Annotated in this window: 15 protein-coding genes; 11 read left to right on the top strand and 4 right to left on the bottom strand. The window is 48.6% G+C overall.

Features of this window, described 5'->3' with window-relative positions; genetic code table 11:
- Positions 1 to 121 precede the first annotated feature (121 nt).
- The 5 genes from FN808_RS08350 to FN808_RS08370 all read left to right on the top strand — a co-directional run bounded on the left by FN808_RS08350 (position 122) and on the right by FN808_RS08370 (position 3,736).
- Positions 122 to 946 (top strand): flagellin, encoded by an 825-nt coding sequence (locus FN808_RS08350; RefSeq protein WP_142714113.1) that lies wholly within the window; start codon positions 122 to 124, stop codon positions 944 to 946.
- Positions 947 to 1,132: 186 nt separating this feature from the next.
- Positions 1,133 to 1,477, top strand: a complete 345-nt coding sequence (locus FN808_RS08355; RefSeq protein WP_142714114.1) for a flagellar export chaperone FliS — start codon at positions 1,133 to 1,135, stop codon at positions 1,475 to 1,477.
- Positions 1,474 to 2,844 (top strand): flagellar filament capping protein FliD, encoded by a 1,371-nt coding sequence (fliD, locus tag FN808_RS08360; RefSeq protein WP_142714115.1) that lies wholly within the window; start codon positions 1,474 to 1,476, stop codon positions 2,842 to 2,844. Before FN808_RS08355 ends, fliD begins: the two co-directional genes overlap by 4 nt.
- A 45-nt stretch (positions 2,845 to 2,889) precedes the next feature.
- Positions 2,890 to 3,261, top strand: a complete 372-nt coding sequence (locus FN808_RS08365; protein WP_142714116.1) for a hypothetical protein — start codon at positions 2,890 to 2,892, stop codon at positions 3,259 to 3,261.
- A gap of 4 nt (positions 3,262 to 3,265) precedes the next feature.
- Positions 3,266 to 3,736, top strand: a complete 471-nt coding sequence (locus FN808_RS08370; RefSeq protein WP_142714117.1) for a hypothetical protein — start codon at positions 3,266 to 3,268, stop codon at positions 3,734 to 3,736.
- Positions 3,737 to 3,871: 135 nt separating this feature from the next.
- Here FN808_RS08370 and FN808_RS08375 read toward each other — a convergent pair whose 3' ends face one another.
- Positions 3,872 to 4,867: a hypothetical protein gene (locus tag FN808_RS08375; RefSeq protein WP_142714118.1), complete on the bottom strand. Its 996-nt coding sequence runs from the start codon at positions 4,865 to 4,867 to the stop codon at positions 3,872 to 3,874.
- 30 nt (positions 4,868 to 4,897) lie between these two features.
- A complete protein-coding gene (locus tag FN808_RS08380; RefSeq protein ID WP_142714119.1) occupies positions 4,898 to 9,406 on the bottom strand; it encodes an FkbM family methyltransferase in 4,509 nt (1,502 codons plus the stop codon).
- A gap of 567 nt (positions 9,407 to 9,973) precedes the next feature.
- On the opposite strand from FN808_RS08380, the gene FN808_RS08385 reads away from it, so the two are divergent.
- Entirely contained in the window at positions 9,974 to 11,386 is a 1,413-nt protein-coding gene (locus FN808_RS08385) for a sigma-54-dependent transcriptional regulator (protein ID WP_142714120.1), read from the top strand.
- Between the two features lie 135 nt (positions 11,387 to 11,521).
- Positions 11,522 to 12,742: a sensor histidine kinase gene (locus FN808_RS08390; protein ID WP_142714121.1), complete on the top strand. Its 1,221-nt coding sequence runs from the start codon at positions 11,522 to 11,524 to the stop codon at positions 12,740 to 12,742.
- Positions 12,743 to 12,752: 10 nt separating this feature from the next.
- Here FN808_RS08390 and FN808_RS08395 read toward each other — a convergent pair whose 3' ends face one another.
- Positions 12,753 to 13,211, bottom strand: coding sequence for a hypothetical protein (locus FN808_RS08395; RefSeq protein ID WP_142714122.1), 459 nt, complete (start codon positions 13,209 to 13,211; stop codon positions 12,753 to 12,755).
- A gap of 200 nt (positions 13,212 to 13,411) precedes the next feature.
- Here FN808_RS08395 and pyrR point away from each other — a divergent pair, with 200 nt between their 5' ends.
- Together pyrR and FN808_RS08405 are read left to right on the top strand one after the other, a co-directional pair.
- Positions 13,412 to 13,957, top strand: a complete 546-nt coding sequence (gene pyrR / locus FN808_RS08400; RefSeq protein WP_246068312.1) for a bifunctional pyr operon transcriptional regulator/uracil phosphoribosyltransferase PyrR — start codon at positions 13,412 to 13,414, stop codon at positions 13,955 to 13,957.
- A gap of 2 nt (positions 13,958 to 13,959) precedes the next feature.
- Positions 13,960 to 14,922, top strand: coding sequence for an aspartate carbamoyltransferase catalytic subunit (locus FN808_RS08405; protein WP_142714123.1), 963 nt, complete (start codon positions 13,960 to 13,962; stop codon positions 14,920 to 14,922).
- A 97-nt stretch (positions 14,923 to 15,019) separates the two neighbouring features.
- Here FN808_RS08405 and FN808_RS08410 read toward each other — a convergent pair whose 3' ends face one another.
- Positions 15,020 to 15,931 (bottom strand): DMT family transporter, encoded by a 912-nt coding sequence (locus FN808_RS08410; protein ID WP_142714124.1) that lies wholly within the window; start codon positions 15,929 to 15,931, stop codon positions 15,020 to 15,022.
- A 303-nt stretch (positions 15,932 to 16,234) separates the two neighbouring features.
- On the opposite strand from FN808_RS08410, the gene FN808_RS08415 reads away from it, so the two are divergent.
- Both FN808_RS08415 and FN808_RS08420 read left to right on the top strand, forming a co-directional pair.
- The gene (locus FN808_RS08415) at positions 16,235 to 16,927 is read left to right on the top strand and encodes a TetR/AcrR family transcriptional regulator (RefSeq protein WP_142714126.1); all 693 of its coding nucleotides are present in this window, start codon (positions 16,235 to 16,237) and stop codon (positions 16,925 to 16,927) included.
- A 71-nt stretch (positions 16,928 to 16,998) separates the two neighbouring features.
- Positions 16,999 to 18,522 carry a TolC family protein gene (locus FN808_RS08420; RefSeq protein ID WP_142714127.1) on the top strand — a complete coding sequence of 508 codons (1,524 nt, stop codon included), beginning with the start codon at positions 16,999 to 17,001 and terminating at the stop codon, positions 18,520 to 18,522.
- The last annotated feature ends 5 nt before the right edge of the window (positions 18,523 to 18,527 follow it).

Below are 18,527 nucleotides of genomic sequence, written 5' to 3' on the forward strand. Positions count from 1 at the left end.
CTTGTTCAGGACCGGCAGGAAGAAAAAAAATAAAAAAAATTTAAGCTCCCCTGAGATTGCATCGATAAGTAATTCAAGAGCGTGAAACTCATGCTAATTTTTAACAAAAAAGGAGAATACTATGTCTTTTGGAGATATAAACAGAGTAAATACGAATATACAGGCGCTCAATGCCCGGTATTCATTAAATAAAATCAACAGCCAGCTGGGCGACAATCAGCTCAAGCTGTCAACCGGCCTGCGCATTAACAAGGCCGAGGATGATGCGGCCGGCTTTTCCATCGCTTCCAAGCTTTCAAGCCGTCTGGAGGGTATGGAGCAGGCGCAGCGGAATATCGGGGATGCCAAGGCCATGCTTGATGTTGCGGAGTCCGGCATGAACTCAATTATGGATACGTTGATAGACATGAAATCCAAGGCGGTACAGGGTGCTTCCGACACGGTGGGCTCCGAAGAGCGAGGCTACATCCAGGATCAGATCAATCAGCTGGCGGCCGAAATTGACAAAATTGCAAACGGTACGGAGTTCCAGGGCAAGACGCTGCTGGATGGTACATTTGCAACTACGGGCCTTTCGTTCCAGGTTGGAGAAGGCAATGGCGATACCATGGAAGTTACAATTGCATCGCAAACCGGGGCTCCTACGTTGGGCGGCGCTACCCAGGGAGACTTCTCTTCGGCCATTACCGCAATTGATTCGGCAATTTCAAGCCTGGCGGGCGAGTTCAACCAAATTGGTATTGACCAGAATTCCCTGTCCATCAAACAGGATAACCTGGCGCAGCAGATCAATAGTAATGAATCGGCCCGAAGCCGCATTCAGGATGCTGACTTTGCCAAGCTGCAAAGCGAATCCGTCAAGCTGCAGATTATGCAGCAGACGGCCACATCTGCATTTGCGCAGGCCAATGCCGGTCCCCAGACTGTGCTCAATTTCCTGGGCTAAATCGTGTGATGCGTTATCTTTTAAGGGCGGTAAAAAGGGAGGCAACGAGAGTTGCCTCCCTTTTTCATTTTCAGGTTATCCCAGGACGGTGGCAGACACTGCCAGCAGAATGGCCTGAAAAAATATTTAAGTCTTCCATTTCAGTGCCGATAACAGAAAAAAAGAGATGGAAACCAATGGAATAACATGATGGAAAATCCACAGATAAAATACCAGCGACAGGCCATAAAAAACGCTTCTCCAACGGAGCTTATAAGCAAGTTGTATGATTTTGCCATTCAGGCGTGTTATCAGGAAGACGGCGAGCGGCTTAACCGAGTGCTGGAAACGCTTATCCAGTCGCTGAATTATGACTATGAAATTGCAGGTGAACTATACGGCCTTTACGAATACTGCCAGCGACTGGCCCGTCAGAAAGAATTTGACGAAGTACGGGAGCTGCTGGAGCCTATCCGTGAGGCCTGGGAGGAAAGTGTTGTAAAGGATAAACAGGAAACGGTTAACCAGGGGGGAAGAGGCTTTGTGGTATGATTTCAACGAATACGCTTTTTCAAAATCCTTATGAAAGCTCTATCCAGCAGCTGCTGCGGATAGAGGGCATGAAGAAGGAGCAGCTGCTGGATCAGCAGGACTTCCTGCAGGACCAGATGACCGCTATTTCTGGTATCGACAGCAAGCTGTCGTCGCTGAATTCGGTACTGGAATCCTTTATCACTTCCCCCGGCGAGCAAGTGGCTCCGCTTGCCGGTCGTTCAACCAATCCGGATGCCATCGATATTGTATCCACCTCCGGGATGAGTGGTCCCGGTAATTTTACCGTGAACGTAAATCAGCTGGCCAAGCGAGATATCATGCTTTCCGATGAGGTATCTGCGACCGGTACGGATTACAATACCGGGGGCAGCGGATCCTTTGATATTGCAACCGCCAGTGGGCAGAGTGCCACCATTTCGGTAGATACCACGGGACTGAACAATCAGGAAGTCATGGAGGCTGTTGCAGCGGAGGTCAACAACCAGCTTGGTGATTTTATAAGCGCTTCCGTTATAAAGCCCCAGAGCGGGACGGCGCGTCTCTCTTTTAAAAGTGCAGAGACCGGAAAAGCCCACCGTATCAGTATCTCGAATCAGCAGGGGGATCTCGCGGCCATGAGCTTCGCCAATCATTATACAGCCGATGAGCTGAATGCCAAATTTACCATGGACGGGGTCAATTTTGAGCGGTCATCCAATCTAATCGATGATGCGGTGGAGGGATTAACCTTTGAACTGCAGAAAGAAACGGCTGCGACGGAATCTATTGAAGTTACCCGTGATACTGAAGGCGCAAAAGAAAATATTGAGGACTTCATTGATAAATTCAACCAGGTGAACAGCCTGATCCGTGAAAAAACGTTCCTGGATGGAGAATCGGGCAACCGGGGGCTGTTACAGGGTGAGCGGGGAATTCGGAACCTGAGCCTGACGTTGCGCAGAGAGGCTATTCTTCCGGTCAATAGCATGGACGGCTCTTCCCTTCAAAGCCTCAACGACATCGGCATCGAATTGGCACAGGACGGCACGATGTCGATAGAGGACAGCGATAAACTGACCGAGGCCCTGAACAATAATTCCGGTGAGGTCGCGCAGCTCTTCTCAGCCGATGATGGAATTGCAGCCTCATTGAAACAGCAGATCGATCGCCATGTCGAGATTGATGGGAATATTTTTGACAGTATCACAGACAGCATGGATCGCAAGATCGACCGCCTGGATGAGCGTATCCAGCGGGAAGAGGATTATCTCGTTCGCAAGGAAGAGCAGCTGCGAGCGGAATTCAATGAGCTGAACCAGGTTATCAATCAGGGGCAGAACCAGTTTAACAGTATCTTGAATTTTCGGTCGGGCATGAGCTTTTAGGTGAGTGTATTGTGAAGAAACGGAAGAATTTGTACTATAAATGATATGCAGAAAAGATGCAGGAAGATTCTGGATCTGGGACAGGCAATTTTAGAGGAAGTGCAATGCCCGGATCCTTCTATTGAAGCCGTACGCAGCTTGTATGACGATCGCGGCCGTGAAATAGCGGCACTGGAAGCTGATATGCCGCATGCAGCAGATGAAATTTCCGAGAAAGAGCGGAACGCCTGCCGTGTACTTTTCGATCGGATGGCCCGACTGGAAAAAAGACTGAATGAGAAGCTCGGACAGTGGAAAGAGCAGAAAAGGCAGGACCTGGAGTCATTGCATGATCACCAGGAGGCCGCCTCCCGCTATTCGGATCATGCTGATTATGAGGGTGGCCGACGTAATATTATTGATTTTAAATTAGGCTGATCAGATGACGATTAATAAGATCAACGGAAATAACATTCCTGAAAAAAATATCGGCAAATCCCGGCAGTCCGGAGGTGCGAAGGAAAGTGCTTTTGAAGGGGCTCCCAAAGCCGGCGCGCACCGCCGGTCGATCAGTGACAAGTTTACCCTTTCGGAGATCGATTTCAAGGGGGATGCAGCTTTTGCCAAAAAGGAACTTGAAAAATTGGACAACCGCTCCTTTGAGGCTTTGCGCAAGATCAAGGCCCGGATAGAGAGGGGGGAGTACAACAGCAGCGAGGTCCATAAGAAGATAGGAGCACTTGTTGAACAAGATTTGAACGCTATAGAACATGTGCTGGCCACTCCTTCAGAAGCCGGGACGGCAGCGGAGGAGACTTCCCTTTCTGAAGGCTACCGGCGCTACCTGATTGAAAATCCCAAGGTGATCAGCCGGGTAGCTGAGCAGATTGCCGCTGATTTAAAACGGCTGTAAGTGACCCTGGTAAGTAACGATGGGGATCAGGTTTTTGCCTTTTTCAGGTGAGGAAAATCGGAAAAATGTTCGCTGTTTGAGGGCAGAGTAGGCGTTTGGCTCCCTTCTTTTCAAGATGAATGCCACCTGTTTCAACTACCTATTCTCCACCATCTTCTTGAGAAGGGCATCCATGACCAGTGCTTCAAATTTTTCTATTGTCTCATTATCCGGCACCCGGTAGACATCCCGGACTGCGACCTTGCCGCTATCAAAGGCAGGTAAGTCGGATTGCCGTTGTACTTCAGCATGATCCTGCAGAAAATTGATACCATATGCTTCTTTAAGCCAATACAGATCCTCCAGGTGGTTGCTGTAGATAACGGACTGTACCCATTCCCGGAGTTGGGGAGCATGAGTGAAAGAGGGACGCATCTGCTGAATAAGCCCCAGGTGATTCTTAAACCGGTCCTCATACTCCTGATAAAGGTGATGCTGAATTTTTTCCAGCAGCAGCATTTGTTCTATGGAGAGCGAGCTATTGCTGTCTCCGTCCGGCTTGTTTAGCCGATGATAATTCAGGCCTATTGCTTCGCATAGTGTTTGACATGAATCCATCTCTTTCTGGTACGCTATGACTTCCACCTCAAAAAAAGTTTTCCATGCCTCAATGACCGTTCTAAACTTGTTTTTCCAGCTTACGGGGTTGCAAACAAAAGATCGCGCCTTAATCATCTGTTGCTGAATGGATTTAAAATAATCAGCTGGATTTCGAATGAATACATAAACCCTGATATCAGAAAAAAAGGTGCTCAGATAAGTGTAGATATTTTCAATGTACTGTTTATTATCGATAAACAGGTATTCGGTTGAAAAAATCTGTTTGCTATAGTTGGAGGTCAGGTCTTTCTCAAGGGTGTTAAAATAAATTGTGTTTCTTCTTTTCAGCAGGCTTTTATCGACATGTTTGAACTGCCTTGGCCAATCTTCCTCATTGCTTTTGGTGGCGAAGAAAAAATGATGATGGTTTGATAAATTTCCCGGATAGATAAATCCCTGCCGGGCCAGGTTCTTGCGATTGGCGTGGAATGTGTTCTGAATAGAGGTGGTCCCTGTTTTGTAAGATCCGATATGCAGGTACAGTGTTTTCATATAGGGCTCCCGGTATGCTATTCTTGTAATTCAGGACGTTAACAGTTTTTTATTTACATACTTGACTGTCCCAATGCCCCAGAGTTTCTGTACGTCTGCTGCATAAAGCTGAAATCCGGATAATAGCCGGTCAATCTCTCGCCTCTCATCTTCTGAATGGTATTCAAGCATAACCACCTTTGTAGCTGCCAACAGATCCTTGAGGCCTCTGAGGATAGCAACTTCTGCTCCTTCCGTATCGATTTTCAGTACATCTATATGAGTGACTCCTTTTTCTAAAACGGCTGCTCCTGAATGTCTTACACTTACATCAACCTTGCTCCCACCCTTGATTGGATGTGAAGTACTGCTCTGCCCGGTATTGATGGGGTGCTGGGATAATGCTATCGTTCCGTCACTGTCACCCAGGGCTATATAATTCCTGGTAACATTATGAAGGTCCTGTGTGTTGAGTTCCAGCAGGGGAGTTACTTGTGGATTAGGTTCAAAACAATGGATAACGGCATTTTTATTCCACTGGCTGGCGTAGATTGCAAAGGCTCCGACATTTGCCCCTATATCAATGATGACTCCATTATCTTTAATACTGAGTCCTTCCGGTAGGGCGTACTCGTCATCTTCAAAAATGTTTTTGAGCCGGAATACTTCTTTTTCAGGAATCCTGATAGTAACGGAAGCGGTATCCCCGCCATTGTTAAAGTTTACCTTGACATTTATAATTTCAGAGGGAACACGATAATCGCTGTTGGCTGTTGCTGAATCAGCGGTTTTTTCTTTCAATGGATCCCAGAACCAGCGATTATGATCCGTATCCAGGGCCGGGTCGTTCAGATTGTTCTTCCTCAGCCGGATTGTTGCCCGGGTGATTGTCAACGTTTCCGGGTTGTCCTCGAGGGCCTCAAGCATTTGAAGGGTTTGCTTTCCACCCAGGTAGCCGGTCGGCTCTCTCAGCAGAACCCACGCCTCGGCAATGCGCACTGTCAGCCACTGGGAGAATGTGGTTTCTATTTCTGCCTGGTCCTGGTCTGGCAGTGGAAGGAAAAAGGGCAGATGGACATCCAGCAGTGTGCTGTCCTCGGTATCCATCCTTTCCATCAGGTCGTCCATTATTTCAACGGCCTGATTTCGTTTGCCCAGTTGCGCCATGACCCGGGCCAGGGTTAGTGCCACAGCCGGGGTTGTGTTACCTTCGTTGTAGAGCTTGACAAGCTTACGCGCCGCGGCAAGCATGAGGCTCCCTTTCTGTGAGGCGGCGGTCGGCCTGGTCTCGCTGTCGATCTCAATCTGCTCGGCAGTACTAAGCAGGTTCAAAGCATGTGCATATTCCCCCTGTTGATTGGGGGCAAGTTGCTGCTCCCAGTGATCAAGCAGTCCGGTAGTCCATGGGAATGCGCCCAGCAACTCTTTCCAGGACGTTTCTACGGCTTCTTCGCCTGGGGTATCTTTCTTATAAATCCAGCCCTCCTGCTCAAGCTGTTGCCTCTTTTCCAAAGGTACTGCGACAAGATTCATCAGGTAGGGATCCACCTTCTCTCCCGCTTCATGATCAGCAAGCAGGGATAACCCCGGGATATATTCGAAGAGTTCATAGTTGAGGGAATGAATGCTCTGATGGAGGTCTCTGAGACTTTCAGCTCCCTGTCCCAGCGAAAGCAGAAGGAGGGGGCGGTCGGCTTCCAGCAGCTGTTGGCCGCCCTGCAGGGCTTCGGTTTCCATGCCGTTAATATCCAGTTTGACAAGATCCACCGCCGGCTGGCCTGCAAAGGTCCACCAGGCATCGAGGGTTGTCAGGGACACCCCTTCGTCTCCTTCTTCGTCAATGGCATTCAGCTCGGGCGTGTGTGCATGGTGCAGCATCGCCGGGCCGGTTTCTGCACCAAGTCCTCGCCTGTTTACCTCCAGCTGGTCAAAGTTATTTACCAGTTTGCTTTTTTCGAGGTAAGAAGCCGTTTCGGAAGCCGGTTCAAAGGCGTAGACGGCTCCTGTGTCGCCTGCAATTTTTGCCATCGGGAGGGCATAGGCTCCAAATCCCGCACCGGCATCCACTACCCGCATGCCGGGCTGCAGGTAATCCCGGATGAAATCCAGTTCCGGCTCGAACCACTGCTCCTGTTCCAGCAGTACGTATGGAGTCAACAGTTCAAGGTCTGGTGGTGTACAAACCGTCACACCATCCTTGGTTTCTATCTTAAACACTTCAGGCCGATCATCATTATCTTCCTTGTTGGGAGTAATGCTATTTTTGATTCCTTGATCTGTTGATATCGAATTCATGTTACTGTTCCAAGCTTTTGTTTCGTGATCTGTTGTGATTTGCTGCTGTTTCACCACATCGGCCTCCACAGACTTGTCACTTTCCTTATGTTCGGTTTTATTCGTCGCTTCCTCTACTTTAGTCAGTGCTGCGTATTCATTAATTTCTTGCTCCGACAGTGTTTCTACATCAATGTGGGCCTGCCAATTCTCGATATTATTTTCATATCCATCGACCCACTGTCTCCACATTTCCCGTAATGCAATGGAAAGGTGAGCTCCGAATCGCCGGCCGTTGCAAAGAGGTGCGTTCTCAACTTGCTCTCGCATCGACTGGCGAAGCCTTGTCAAATGTTTTTGGTCCTTTGCCAAATTAACGGCAGTTTCGACATACTCATCCCAGGAATCCGTAACCCAATCAGCGAAACCCGCATTCGTCAAATGGGTGGCGGAGTGGCGTCCCGCAAAGGTGGGCCCCGGTTTGGTTACCACCGGCACTCCCATATACAGGGCCTCACAGGTCGTAAGTCCCCCGGAATAGGGCCAGGGATCAAGGGCGATATCAACCTGGTTGTAGTGGGACAGATGATCCTTGTGATTCGATTCTCCCCGGAAGGTCACCCGGTCTGCAGCTATGCCCGCCGATTCCAGGGGTTTGATAATTCTTTCCCGGAGTGTCTTGGTTTCGTACTGCTTGCTTTTTAGCAGCAGTCGGCTGCGGGGCACGCTTTTCATGATGCTTGCCCAGCGCCCCAGGATATCAGGGTTTACCTTGGATGGATTGTTAAAACATCCGAATGTTATAAAGTCGTTTTCCAGCGCGGGCAGGGGTTCTATCTTCGGGACATAATCCGGGGGGAGATAGCAGATATAGTCATCCGGCATGCGCACCAGCTTCTCGGTATAAAAAGCTTCCTCGCCGGCCGGGCTTTCATACTGGTCGGTGATAAGGTAGTCCACCGCCTGCAGGCCGGTGGTATTGAACAGCCCGCCCACCCACTTCACTATGACCGGGGCGGGCTCCATGGCTATGGTCCGGAGCCGGTTGTCGGCCGCATGGCCAGACAGTTCAACCAGGATATCAATCTCATCATCGCGGATCATGCCGGCAATAATTTCATCATTATAACCGATGACCGATTGCCATTTATCGGCCCGGCGGTGGAGCCGCTGTGTTATCCAGTCGAATTTGTTGTTCGTGGTATAGCAGTATATTTCGAATTGGTCGGCCGGGAGATTTTCAAGTCCAGGGGTTATCATCCATCCAACGGGATGCATCTTAAGCCCTCCTGAAATCAAGCCAATCCGTATTTTTTTATCAGGATCTATATTTTGGGGTATCGGTCTTTTGGGTTGGTTTTCGGGAGCAAAATGCTGATCCCAAAGTTTGTGGGCATTAAAAATTTCCTTCCGGCTCCGCTCAGGGTTATAATGAATGCACATCAGATAGCTGGAAAGACACTGGTATTGATCCGGTTCATCCTGCAGGGCCTGTAGATAATGACGTTCGGCTTCATCAAGCTGTCCCACTTCCTGAAGACACAGGGCATAGTTCTGCCGTACATTGGCGTTGCCGGGGTGTTCCTCCAGCAGATCTCGGCAAAGCTTCAGTGCTTTGGGGTAATCCCCTTTCTGCCGGTACAAATCAGCAAAAGTTGATTGCGCAGGGATGCTCTCCGGCTTCTCTGCAATGATGAGTTCAAGGTGCTCTTCTGCTTCGCCGAAGCGTTTTTTTTCAATTAGCAGCTGCGCAATGGCCGCCCTGCTAATATGGTTGTCCGGATGCTGTTCAATGCTGTATTGAAACAGTTCAAGGGCTTTATCCAGCTGTCCCTGATCGCGGTATATTTCTGCGATCTTGTGAGCCAGTTCTACATTGTTCGGTTCGATGTTAACAGCTTCCTGATAGCATGTCAGTGCTTCCCGCAATTTCGCCTGGGCCCGGTATACCGACCCCAGATGCACCCATGCCTTGTAAAGATCTTCGTTCTCCAGGGCCCTCCTGGAATAGGTTTCTGCTTCTTCGAAGGACCTCAGGTTGTAATGGCATATTGATATGGCATGATAAATTCTGGCTTTGTCGCTGCTTTCGCAGAGCGCTTTCTGAAGCCATCGCAAGGCTGTTTTGAATGCTCGTTTATGTATGTAGGCGATGCCGATGTAGAAAAGTACAGGCCATGGGGTATGGTCTTCCCCGGTAAGTGGTGTGAGCAGCATTAAGGCTTCATTCGGCTTGGTATCGGGGTGCTCGAGAAGCGATTGAATACGATTCAGTTGACTTTCCAAAAGTGAAGTCCCGGTTATTTACTGTTTTACTACGGTATAGCTGCAAATAAAATGCCAGCACACGGCAATTGTACGCTATTGAGCTGTCAGTAATGCTGGATCCGGGTTGGCGGCATCATCATGCGGTCCAGGGTAAAGAGGCGGCGGAAAAAAATTCCGCCGGCCTACAATTTTGTCCGTTCCAGGGGAGAAATGGTGAATGCTGATCTGGGATTTCGGAGAGGAGAATGGCACGGGCTGTAAATGATAATTATTTTTTTTATTTTAGCAGAGGCTTTTCCTGCAAAGAAAAAAATATTCCCGCCTATTGGTTTTCGGGGTACCGGGTATAATGGTGATGTATCATTAAGATGAAAGGTCTGCCAGCAAGTTCAATGGCTAAGGTGTGTTGGCCTGTGAAGAAGAATGTTAGGCTGCCTGATGTCATGGATACCGGGTGTATGGAGTATCAGTTATTAATATGGCTATTGGAATTGATTGAATTATATATTTATTTGTTGTTTTCCGTTTGCCCTGTAACAGGTTTTTATTCTTAAATGCAGTTAATGGCAACTCTCCTAACGTCTTATGAAAGAGTGTATTTATATTATTGATGATGATCCCCATATACTGAGTTATATGCGGGAACATCTTTCTATCAATAATTTTGATGTTCAGGCTTTTCGATCTCCGGTAAAGGCTATTGAAGCCCTGGATGAGGCTCCGCCGGCTTTAGTGATCAGTGATGTGAAAATGAATGAGATGACCGGTGATGAGGTACTTAACCATGTTTTAAGGGAACATCCCGGTGTGGGAGTGATCCTGATCACCGGCTTTGGCAACATCAGTCATTCCGTGAATGCCATGCGGAAGGGGGCGTTTGATTATATCACCAAGCCTTTCAGCGGCACGGAGTTTATTTCCCGGGTAAAGCGTTATTTTTCAAAAAAGTCGGATAACCAGGCAGAAAATTTGCCTGCCCGGAAGGCAACGGGACCTTCCGGATATGATGTTTCATCCCGGCCTTCCCAAAGGGAGTCGTTCTCAGCCAGCGATCGTTTCGTAGGGGAGCATCCCAAGGTAAAGAAGCTCCTTTCCATTTTGCCACAGATCTCCCCTACCAGCGCTCCCGTCATGATCCAGGGCGAAAGTGGGACTGGTAAAGAGGTTTACGCCTCCCTCATTCATCGATTCAGCAATCGCGCGGATCAGCCCTATATTAAAATAAACTGCGCCAATTTACCCAGTGAACTTGTGGAAAGTACCCTGTTCGGCCATGTCAAGGGTGCCTTTACGGGAGCCATAGAGGACCGGGAGGGGGCCTTTAAAAAAGCCGACGGGGGAACCTTGCTGCTGGATGAGGTTACCGAAATAGACATTAATCTGCAGGCTAAACTGCTTCGGGTACTGCAGGAAAAGGAGTTTAAAAAAGTAGGAAGCCAGAAGACGGAGAAGATTGATGTACGCATCATATCGACAACCAACCGAAAGATTGCACGAGCAATCAATGAAGGATACTTTCGCAAAGATCTTTACTATCGACTGAACGTATTTCCAATCCGGATCCCCATGCTCAGTGAGCGGATAAAGGATATCCCAATATTGGCACAGCATTTTATTGATCGGTTTACCCGTGAGTTCGGGCTGAATGAAAAGAGCCTTTCAAAGGAATTAAAAAAGCATCTGCTGCGGCGAGACTGGGAAGGCAATGTGCGGGAACTCGAAAACTATATCCAGCGTGGGGTCATAATGTCTCAGGATGAGGATGAAATTACCCTTTCGCATGTCGAGAATCCCATCTTTGAAAATGTAAACGAAGAGCTGACCCGGGAAGTAATGAATGATATTCCGGTGCTGCCTATTGAAGAGATGGAATTACAAATGATTAAGAAAGCACTGGAAAAGACGGATGGCAACCAGAAAGAAGCGGCGAAATTACTGAAGGTATCCGACCGTACCATCCGGAATAAACTTAAGAAGATTGAATTTCCGGATGAGTGATAATGTAAACAGATTTTTTCCTTTCGTTACGATTTTATAGTATATTTTTTACAAAAAGTTTTTTTCGACTTCAAAATTTCTTTGATACATTTGGTTTTGGTAAAATAAATTTAAGCGACTTTCGGGGTACAGCATATGAGACCAGCGCGATTGGTCCTTTCGGGTGGGGACTGCACGGATTCTCCGTCCAGAGATAACGAGCGATATAACAGAAAGCGATTGGAGGAGGCCTATCGCTATGTTTTTGAACGATTGCCAGGCGACGAAAAGGTGACCGAGCGGTTATCAACGCTCATTTCCAAAATCCCTGTGGCAGAGTCGGCCTTTCTTTACCTGTGTCTGGAACAGGATCTGCTGCTGGCAAAATCGGGCAGCAGGGAAAAGGGGACCGCAATTGGGGAAGAAAATGAACCGTTGCTGTTTTCCAACATTCCATTGCGAAAGGCAAAATGCCATTTCCAGCCGATGACGATTAATGGCCATGTAGTCGGCTATATTTCGATTGGTTTAACAAGCAGTCTTTCCAACATTCTGCTCAAGGAATTGGCAGATGCCTATGCCGTATTGATGGCACATGAGCTGGAGAAGATGCGAAAGGAACTAGAAATGGAGACCAGGATGCAGGAGGTTGCAGCCAGGGAGAAGGAACTGGAAAAGGTACAGGAGTACAATCACAAGCTTCTCAGCATTACCAGTCATGATCTCACCTCACCCATAAATGCCATATCCGGCTATGTTGATCTGATTGGCAAGTACCTGGAACAGCACGATTCGGACGATCAGCTGCAACGATATCACGAGCGTATTAACCTGGGTCTTTCTGAAGTCAACGGAATGCTGAGACAATTTAGTGATCTGAGTAAAATTGAATCGGGCAGGGTCTATTTGAATACCGTTGATGTAAACCTCAACTGGCCGGTAAAAAAAGTGTGTGACTTGCTTGAAAGCCGGGCCGTCACCAAGGGACTCGATTTTAGAGTGGAGCTCTCCGGCGAGCCGATGTTTGTGAAGGCGGATGTGGTGAAGTTGAAGCGCATTGTCTACAACCTGGTTTCCAATGCCATCAAATATACCCCGGAAGGGGGAGAAGTCGTGGTCAGGCTCATCCCTGTTGACGGTCAGGCGCGACTGCTCGTGAAGGATACCGGCGTGGGAATCAAAAAGGAGGACCAGTCAAAAATTTTTCTGCCGGCGGTAAAGCTGGGTGAGGCAAAGAGTGATGTACTGTCGAGCGGTTTCGGCCTGTATATTGCTTCGTTTTTCGCAGATTTGATGGATGGTTCTATCACACTGGCCAGCAAATTGCAGCAGGGAAGTTTATTTACGGTTAGCCTGCCCCGAATTCAGGCCTACTAATAATGGTGGATTACATACGGCCCTGAAACTCCTCGCCCGAGGGATTCCGAAAGTAGCGGTTGGTATGCTGATAGGCTCTTTCGTCAGTAATCTGATTATGATCCCTCTGTTTCCGGGAGATGGGCAGTTGGCTGGTCACCCCTCTCTGTTGCCTGGCATTTTTAATGATAATCGTCAGGAATTGATCCTGGTCGCCCGCACCGAGCATGCCTAATTCCCTGAAATCGGGATTGGCAATAAGGAGGAAAATTTCGGGCGCCTCCCCGGTTTCGCTTTCCTTGTTCTCGTCGGTTTCAACACCGAAAGCATCAGCTTCCTCTTGCTGTTTGGCCTCTTCTTCGGCAGTGAATTTTTTGTCGCTTTCGTTAAGATGGGGAGAGAACGGAACACGATGGGCTTTTTGCCGTTTGATACGGGGAGCGACAATCTGGTGCGGTGCTATTTGATTAATAGATTGATTCAGGCTCATCGTTTGTTCTTGTCTGTTATTCCGTATAGTAACTTATCGCCTCTCCGGGGACATTCTTAAATTCGGATATGTGAAAAGCCCGTACAATGGCTCGTGGCTGTGCGTTGAACAAGCTGTGATTTTGCTTGAAAAAAGCATTGAGTTCTTACGATGCATTGCCTACCTTTATTTTCTAAAAAACACAGAACGAGGAACTTCGTTTGAACACTGTCAAGATAATGTCGGCCGAAGATTTGAATCGCACCTATGTGCGATTTGCCCATCAGTTTTTGGAGCCGCACGACCATCCAGAGAAATTAGCTCTTATCGGTATGCAGACCCGTGGCGTGTACATGGGAAAGAAGATCATTCAGCTGATCAGGAAGGAATTCGGATATGAGATTGATTTCGGGGTCCTGGATGTAACGTTTTATCGCGATGATTTTCGATCACGCCTGAAGATGCCGGAGGTGAAGGTTACTGAAATACCTTTCGATCTCTACGACCGGGATGTCGTACTCATCGATGATGTTCTCTACACCGGGCGTACGGTTCGGTCGGCTATGGATGCGATTATGGATTATGGCCGTCCGCACAGCATCAAATTTTGCTGCATGGTTGACCGCGGGCATCGGGAACTGCCCATCTGCGCCGACTATGTTGGGACCAGGCTGCCTACGCACGTGCAGGAAGAGGTATTGGTCAAGGTCAAGGAGCTGGACGATGAGGACGCGGTCTATGTGGTACAAAACCCGGATAAGGAATAGTGATGACTGACGAGATAGCATTAGACAAGGCCGATTATGATTTTCAGCACAAGCATCTGCTTGGGCTGGCCGACTATACGAAAGAAGATATTCTCTATATCCTGGAGCAGGCCCAGTATTTTCGTGAGATCCTGGACCGGGCCGTTCCCAAAGTGCCTACGCTGCGAGATAAGACCATTGTAAATCTTTTTTACGAAAACAGCACACGCACGCGGCTGTCATTCGAGCTGGCCCAAAAAAGAATGGGGGCAGATGTCGTCAATTTTTCCTCCGGTTCATCAAGTGTCAAGAAGGGGGAGTCGCTGAAAGATACGATACGGAATATCAGTTCCATGAAAATCGATATGGTGGTGGTGCGCCACGAGAGTCCCGGAGTGCCGCACTTTCTTACCCGGTGCGTGGATGCTGCTATTATTAATGCGGGCGACGGGGCCCATGAACACCCCACCCAGGCCCTGCTGGACATGTTTTCCATGCAGCAGATTTATCCGGATTTGGAAGGAAGGCATATTGCTATTATCGGGGATATCAGCCACAGCAGGGTGGTGCGATCCAATATTCTGGGCTTGTTGAAGCTGGGGGCCGAAGTCACGGTATGCGGACCTAAAACAATGATGCCCGCTTTTGTGAAAGAAATGGGGGCCAATGTGTCGTACAATATAGAGGAAACCCTGCAGTGGTGTGATATTGCAATGGCCCTGCGTATTCAGCTGGAACGGCAGGATGAAGGAACGGAACTGTTCCCCAGTATCCGTGAATACCACCAGTTGTTCGGTATTACCATGAAACATCTGGATGAATATCCTGATTTCACCATCATGCATCCCGGCCCGGTTAACCGCGGAGTGGAAATGGAGAGCAGGGTGGCCGACAGTGACCGCTCGATCATTCTGGACCAGGTGACAAACGGGCTGGCCGTCAGAATGGCTATCCTGTACCTGCTGAGTGGTGGAACCAGGATCTGACAAGGGCTGATTATTGAAGATTATGTCCTGGACTTAAGAGCCAGAGGCACTGTAGTCTTGTTGGGATGCCCTCCCCGGCCAATGTTGAATCAGGAAGTCAGACCACGGCTTCAGCTTTTTTTCTTTTCTTCCATCTTGCCAATACGATGCCTGCGATAACGAGTGCTGATCCACCATATTGAAGCAGGGTAAGATGTTCATTGAGCAGAACCACCCCGAATCCCAGCCCCAGCACGGGTACCAGATTTTGGTAAGTGGCCGTGTGGACGGCACCGACGGTCTGCAGTCCGTAATTCCAGATTACAAAGGCAATACCGATAGACAGGAACCCGCTGTAGAAAACTCCTCCGTATGCGGCCTTGGATATGCTGCTCCATTCCAGGGTCAGGATATTGGGCAGTCCGATCAAAAAGAGAACGATGCTCCCGATCGTAGCCATAATTGCAGAGAACTGGATGGGAGTATAACGATCCAGAAATGACTTTGACAGCAGGGTAAAACCACCCCAGACGATGGCAGCCGCGATTATAACAAGGTCGCCCAGCAATGAATCGGAATCTATGGATAACGATTCATTGCCCCCCGCCATAATAAATACAATCCCGCCAAAAGCAAGGACTACGCCCATGGCTTTGGTCAGGTTCATTCTCTCAAGGTTAAAAAGATGGCTGAACAGTGCTACCCATATAGGGATCGTTCCCAGCATGACCGCCGCATTGGCTGCATAGGTATAGTCGATGCCAATGATGAATAGTCCCTGGTAGACCAGGTTGCCGAGCAGGCCCATTCCCAACAGCGGGAGCCAGTCTTCGGGAGGGATGGTGAAAAGCTGTCCCCGGTATAAAAGCACTATCCAGACAGCCGCAGCAGCAAAAATAAACCGAAGGCCGTTAAAACTGAGCGGATCTATTTCTGACAGGGCGCTTTTGATCACTGAGAAGTTCAGGGCCCAAATAAATGCGACCGCCAGTAGTGAAAATTCAACCAGCGATTTTTTGGAAAAGTTCATGCAGTAATGACAAGAATATTCTGTGTGAAGTCGAAAAGGCTGGCCTTCCTTGATTCAGGAACGATGTAACAGTATGCAGGTGTTTACCTGCAGACCAGCGCTGGCACGCTGCAGCAATTGGCTATTTCACTGCCAAAATCAAATTCAAAGGTACGGTTTATTCAAGACTGATCTCAGTGCCTGCAGAATTAATTATTTATGGGGGCTATAAGAAATAGTTATCGCTTCACTATTGGATGACAGATATTAAATGGTTAACTTCGGTCACATTATGACTGTCAGTCATTCACAACCGTTTCATATATGAGTACAGAAGAAAGAAAAAGAAGAGAAAAGCAGCAGCGGTATAACCGGATTGTTGATGCTGCAGAAAGAGTGATCTTTTCCAAGGGAATTGAACAGGCTACCATGCAGGAGATTGCACATGAAGCCGAACTGAGTAAAGGTACCCTCTATCTTTATTTCAGAAGCAAGAATGAGCTGTATACGGCCATTGCGCGTCGAGGATCAGATACGCTTAATCAACGGTTCGCCAAAGTGTTTGCCAGTGACTGTAGCGGTCTTGAACTCATCCGTAGGATTGGGGAGACCTATCTCGATTTCGTCAGTGAAAACCCGGAGTATTTCAAGGCTTTTATGTATTATGAATCCATGAGCGAGGTTGATGAACTCCGTGAAAGTGAGATCGCCGCCGGTTGTGAGGAAAACCGGCGCGAAGCCCTGAGTTTCATGGTTCGCGCATTGCAAATCGGGATGCAGGATGGCACTATAGACGACAGTTTTGACCCCAGGGAACTGGCCATTGTCCTCTGGTCCAGCACTCGCGGCATCACCACGATTACCCACATGAAGGGTGTGGGTCATTATTTCAAAGTGCTGGACGAAATGGAAATCCAGGTAAGTTCACTCTTTGAGAATTTTCTGGATCTGGTGGGCACCGGGCTTGCCACGGAAGAGGCGCGAATGAAAAAAATGACTGACAGTCAAAAAATGTGAAACTCATGGCAATATTTAGCGTATACGTTTTCCATTTCATGATATCATTAAAGAAACACATACTATAGGGTATGAAGGATTTCAGAATTTCTGCCTGCCGATCAATAGCAGCATGTACCGTTATGCTGATGGTTGGATTGATTATCACAGCAATGGCAATTCCTGCAGAAGGACAGGTTACTGATACGACCGGCGTCTCAGACGTTATTGGTCAGCAGAAAATATTAACGCTGACTGAAGCTATTGACGTAGCACTTGCAAATAATTCAGAGGTCAAAAGATCTCTCTTGAGCCTGAAGAGTGCCGACGAGCAGGTTCGCTTGGCGTGGAGCGAAGTGCTGCCTGACATATCTGGCTCGGCGACCTATACCCGGAACCTGGAAATCCCCGTCAATTTTGTCCCGGCCCAGTTTTTTGACCCGGAGGCCCCCTCCGGAGAGCTTGTACCCCTTCAGTTCGGCACCGATAACAACTGGCAGGGAGGCGTGTCGGTCAGCCAGACTCTTTTCCGGGGAGAAGCGATAATTGGAATTGGGAGTTCAAAGGTCTACAAGGCTGTACAGTCGGAGAACCTGCGTGCTACTGCTCAGCAAATTGTGACCCAGACGCGCATCGCCTATTACAATGTGCTGGTGGCCAAAGAGCAGCTCCGTCTTCAGCAGGCTACCGTAGAACGTCTGGAGAGGAACCTGGAAGAAAACAGAGCACGACAAAAGGCGGGCCTGGTTGACGAGTACAGCGTCTTGCAGGTGGAGGTGCAGCTTGGCAATGAGCGTCCGCAGCTGACCCGGGCACGGTATGCTGTTGATGAGGCCTACCGGGAGCTGGCTGTGGTGCTGGGAATCCCCCTGGATATTAAATTTACCGTGCAGGGGAATCTCAATAAATTCGACATTACCAGCCAGCAGACGGAAGATCAGCTCAACCGGAATCTGAAAAGAGTGGATAAGATGACTCCTTACCAGTACACCAAAGAGCCGGTAATGGTGGAGAAAGCTGCTGATCTGCGCGGAGATGTACGCATACTGGAGCAGCAGAATCAACTCAAAATGCGGGAAATCAAGGCTATCAAGAGTCGTTTTCTGCCGACACTCTCCGCTAATTACAATTTGAACTGGACGGCGGCCCAGGCTGGAAATCCTGTTTTTTTCGGTACCCAGGATAGCAGGGCGCGTTCCCAGACTCTGGGTTTTACGCTCAGTCTGCCCATTTTCGAGGGGTTTGAGCGGTCGGCCAACCTGAGTATCGCACAGATTGAAAAGAAGGATCTCGAAGAGCAGCAACGGGCCGTTCTCCGTTCAGCCAAAAATGAGATCCAATCGGCAAGGGAGGGACTGGATCAGGCTATAGAAACAGCACCGGCACGCAAGGAAGCGCTTCGGTTGGCACAGGAAGGGTACAGCCGGGCCCGGGCTCGACTTGAGAACGGGCTGGGTTCACAGCTGGATGTTACGAATGCAGAATTGCAGCTTCGACAAGCTGAAGCGAATTATGCGCAAATGGTGTTCAGTTATTTGTCAGCCAAGGCCCGGTATGATCTTGCAGTTGGTATGGTTCCCTTTGTTGATGGTGATCAACCGACGCTTAACGATTAAATTTA

The sequence above is a fragment of the Fodinibius sediminis genome (assembly GCF_900182555.1).
Classification (GTDB): Bacteria; Bacteroidota; Rhodothermia; order Balneolales; family Balneolaceae; genus Fodinibius; species Fodinibius sediminis.

What these genes read in the sequence shown, in the direction of transcription:
- FN808_RS08355 (WP_142714114.1), top strand. Translation starts at nt 1,133, where the DNA reads ATGATGGAAAATCCACAGATAAAATACCAGCGACAGGCCATAAAAAAC.
- FN808_RS08415 (WP_142714126.1), top strand. Translation starts at nt 16,235, where the DNA reads ATGAGTACAGAAGAAAGAAAAAGAAGAGAAAAGCAGCAGCGGTATAAC.
- FN808_RS08370 (WP_142714117.1), top strand. Translation starts at nt 3,266, where the DNA reads ATGACGATTAATAAGATCAACGGAAATAACATTCCTGAAAAAAATATC.
- FN808_RS08390 (WP_142714121.1), top strand. Translation starts at nt 11,522, where the DNA reads ATGAGACCAGCGCGATTGGTCCTTTCGGGTGGGGACTGCACGGATTCT.
- FN808_RS08395 (WP_142714122.1), bottom strand. Translation starts at nt 13,211, where the DNA reads ATGAGCCTGAATCAATCTATTAATCAAATAGCACCGCACCAGATTGTC.
- fliD (WP_142714115.1), top strand. Translation starts at nt 1,474, where the DNA reads ATGATTTCAACGAATACGCTTTTTCAAAATCCTTATGAAAGCTCTATC.
- FN808_RS08420 (WP_142714127.1), top strand. Translation starts at nt 16,999, where the DNA reads ATGAAGGATTTCAGAATTTCTGCCTGCCGATCAATAGCAGCATGTACC.
- FN808_RS08410 (WP_142714124.1), bottom strand. Translation starts at nt 15,931, where the DNA reads ATGAACTTTTCCAAAAAATCGCTGGTTGAATTTTCACTACTGGCGGTC.
- FN808_RS08350 (WP_142714113.1), top strand. Translation starts at nt 122, where the DNA reads ATGTCTTTTGGAGATATAAACAGAGTAAATACGAATATACAGGCGCTC.
- FN808_RS08405 (WP_142714123.1), top strand. Translation starts at nt 13,960, where the DNA reads ATGACTGACGAGATAGCATTAGACAAGGCCGATTATGATTTTCAGCAC.
- FN808_RS08385 (WP_142714120.1), top strand. Translation starts at nt 9,974, where the DNA reads ATGAAAGAGTGTATTTATATTATTGATGATGATCCCCATATACTGAGT.
- FN808_RS08375 (WP_142714118.1), bottom strand. Translation starts at nt 4,867, where the DNA reads ATGAAAACACTGTACCTGCATATCGGATCTTACAAAACAGGGACCACC.
- FN808_RS08365 (WP_142714116.1), top strand. Translation starts at nt 2,890, where the DNA reads ATGCAGAAAAGATGCAGGAAGATTCTGGATCTGGGACAGGCAATTTTA.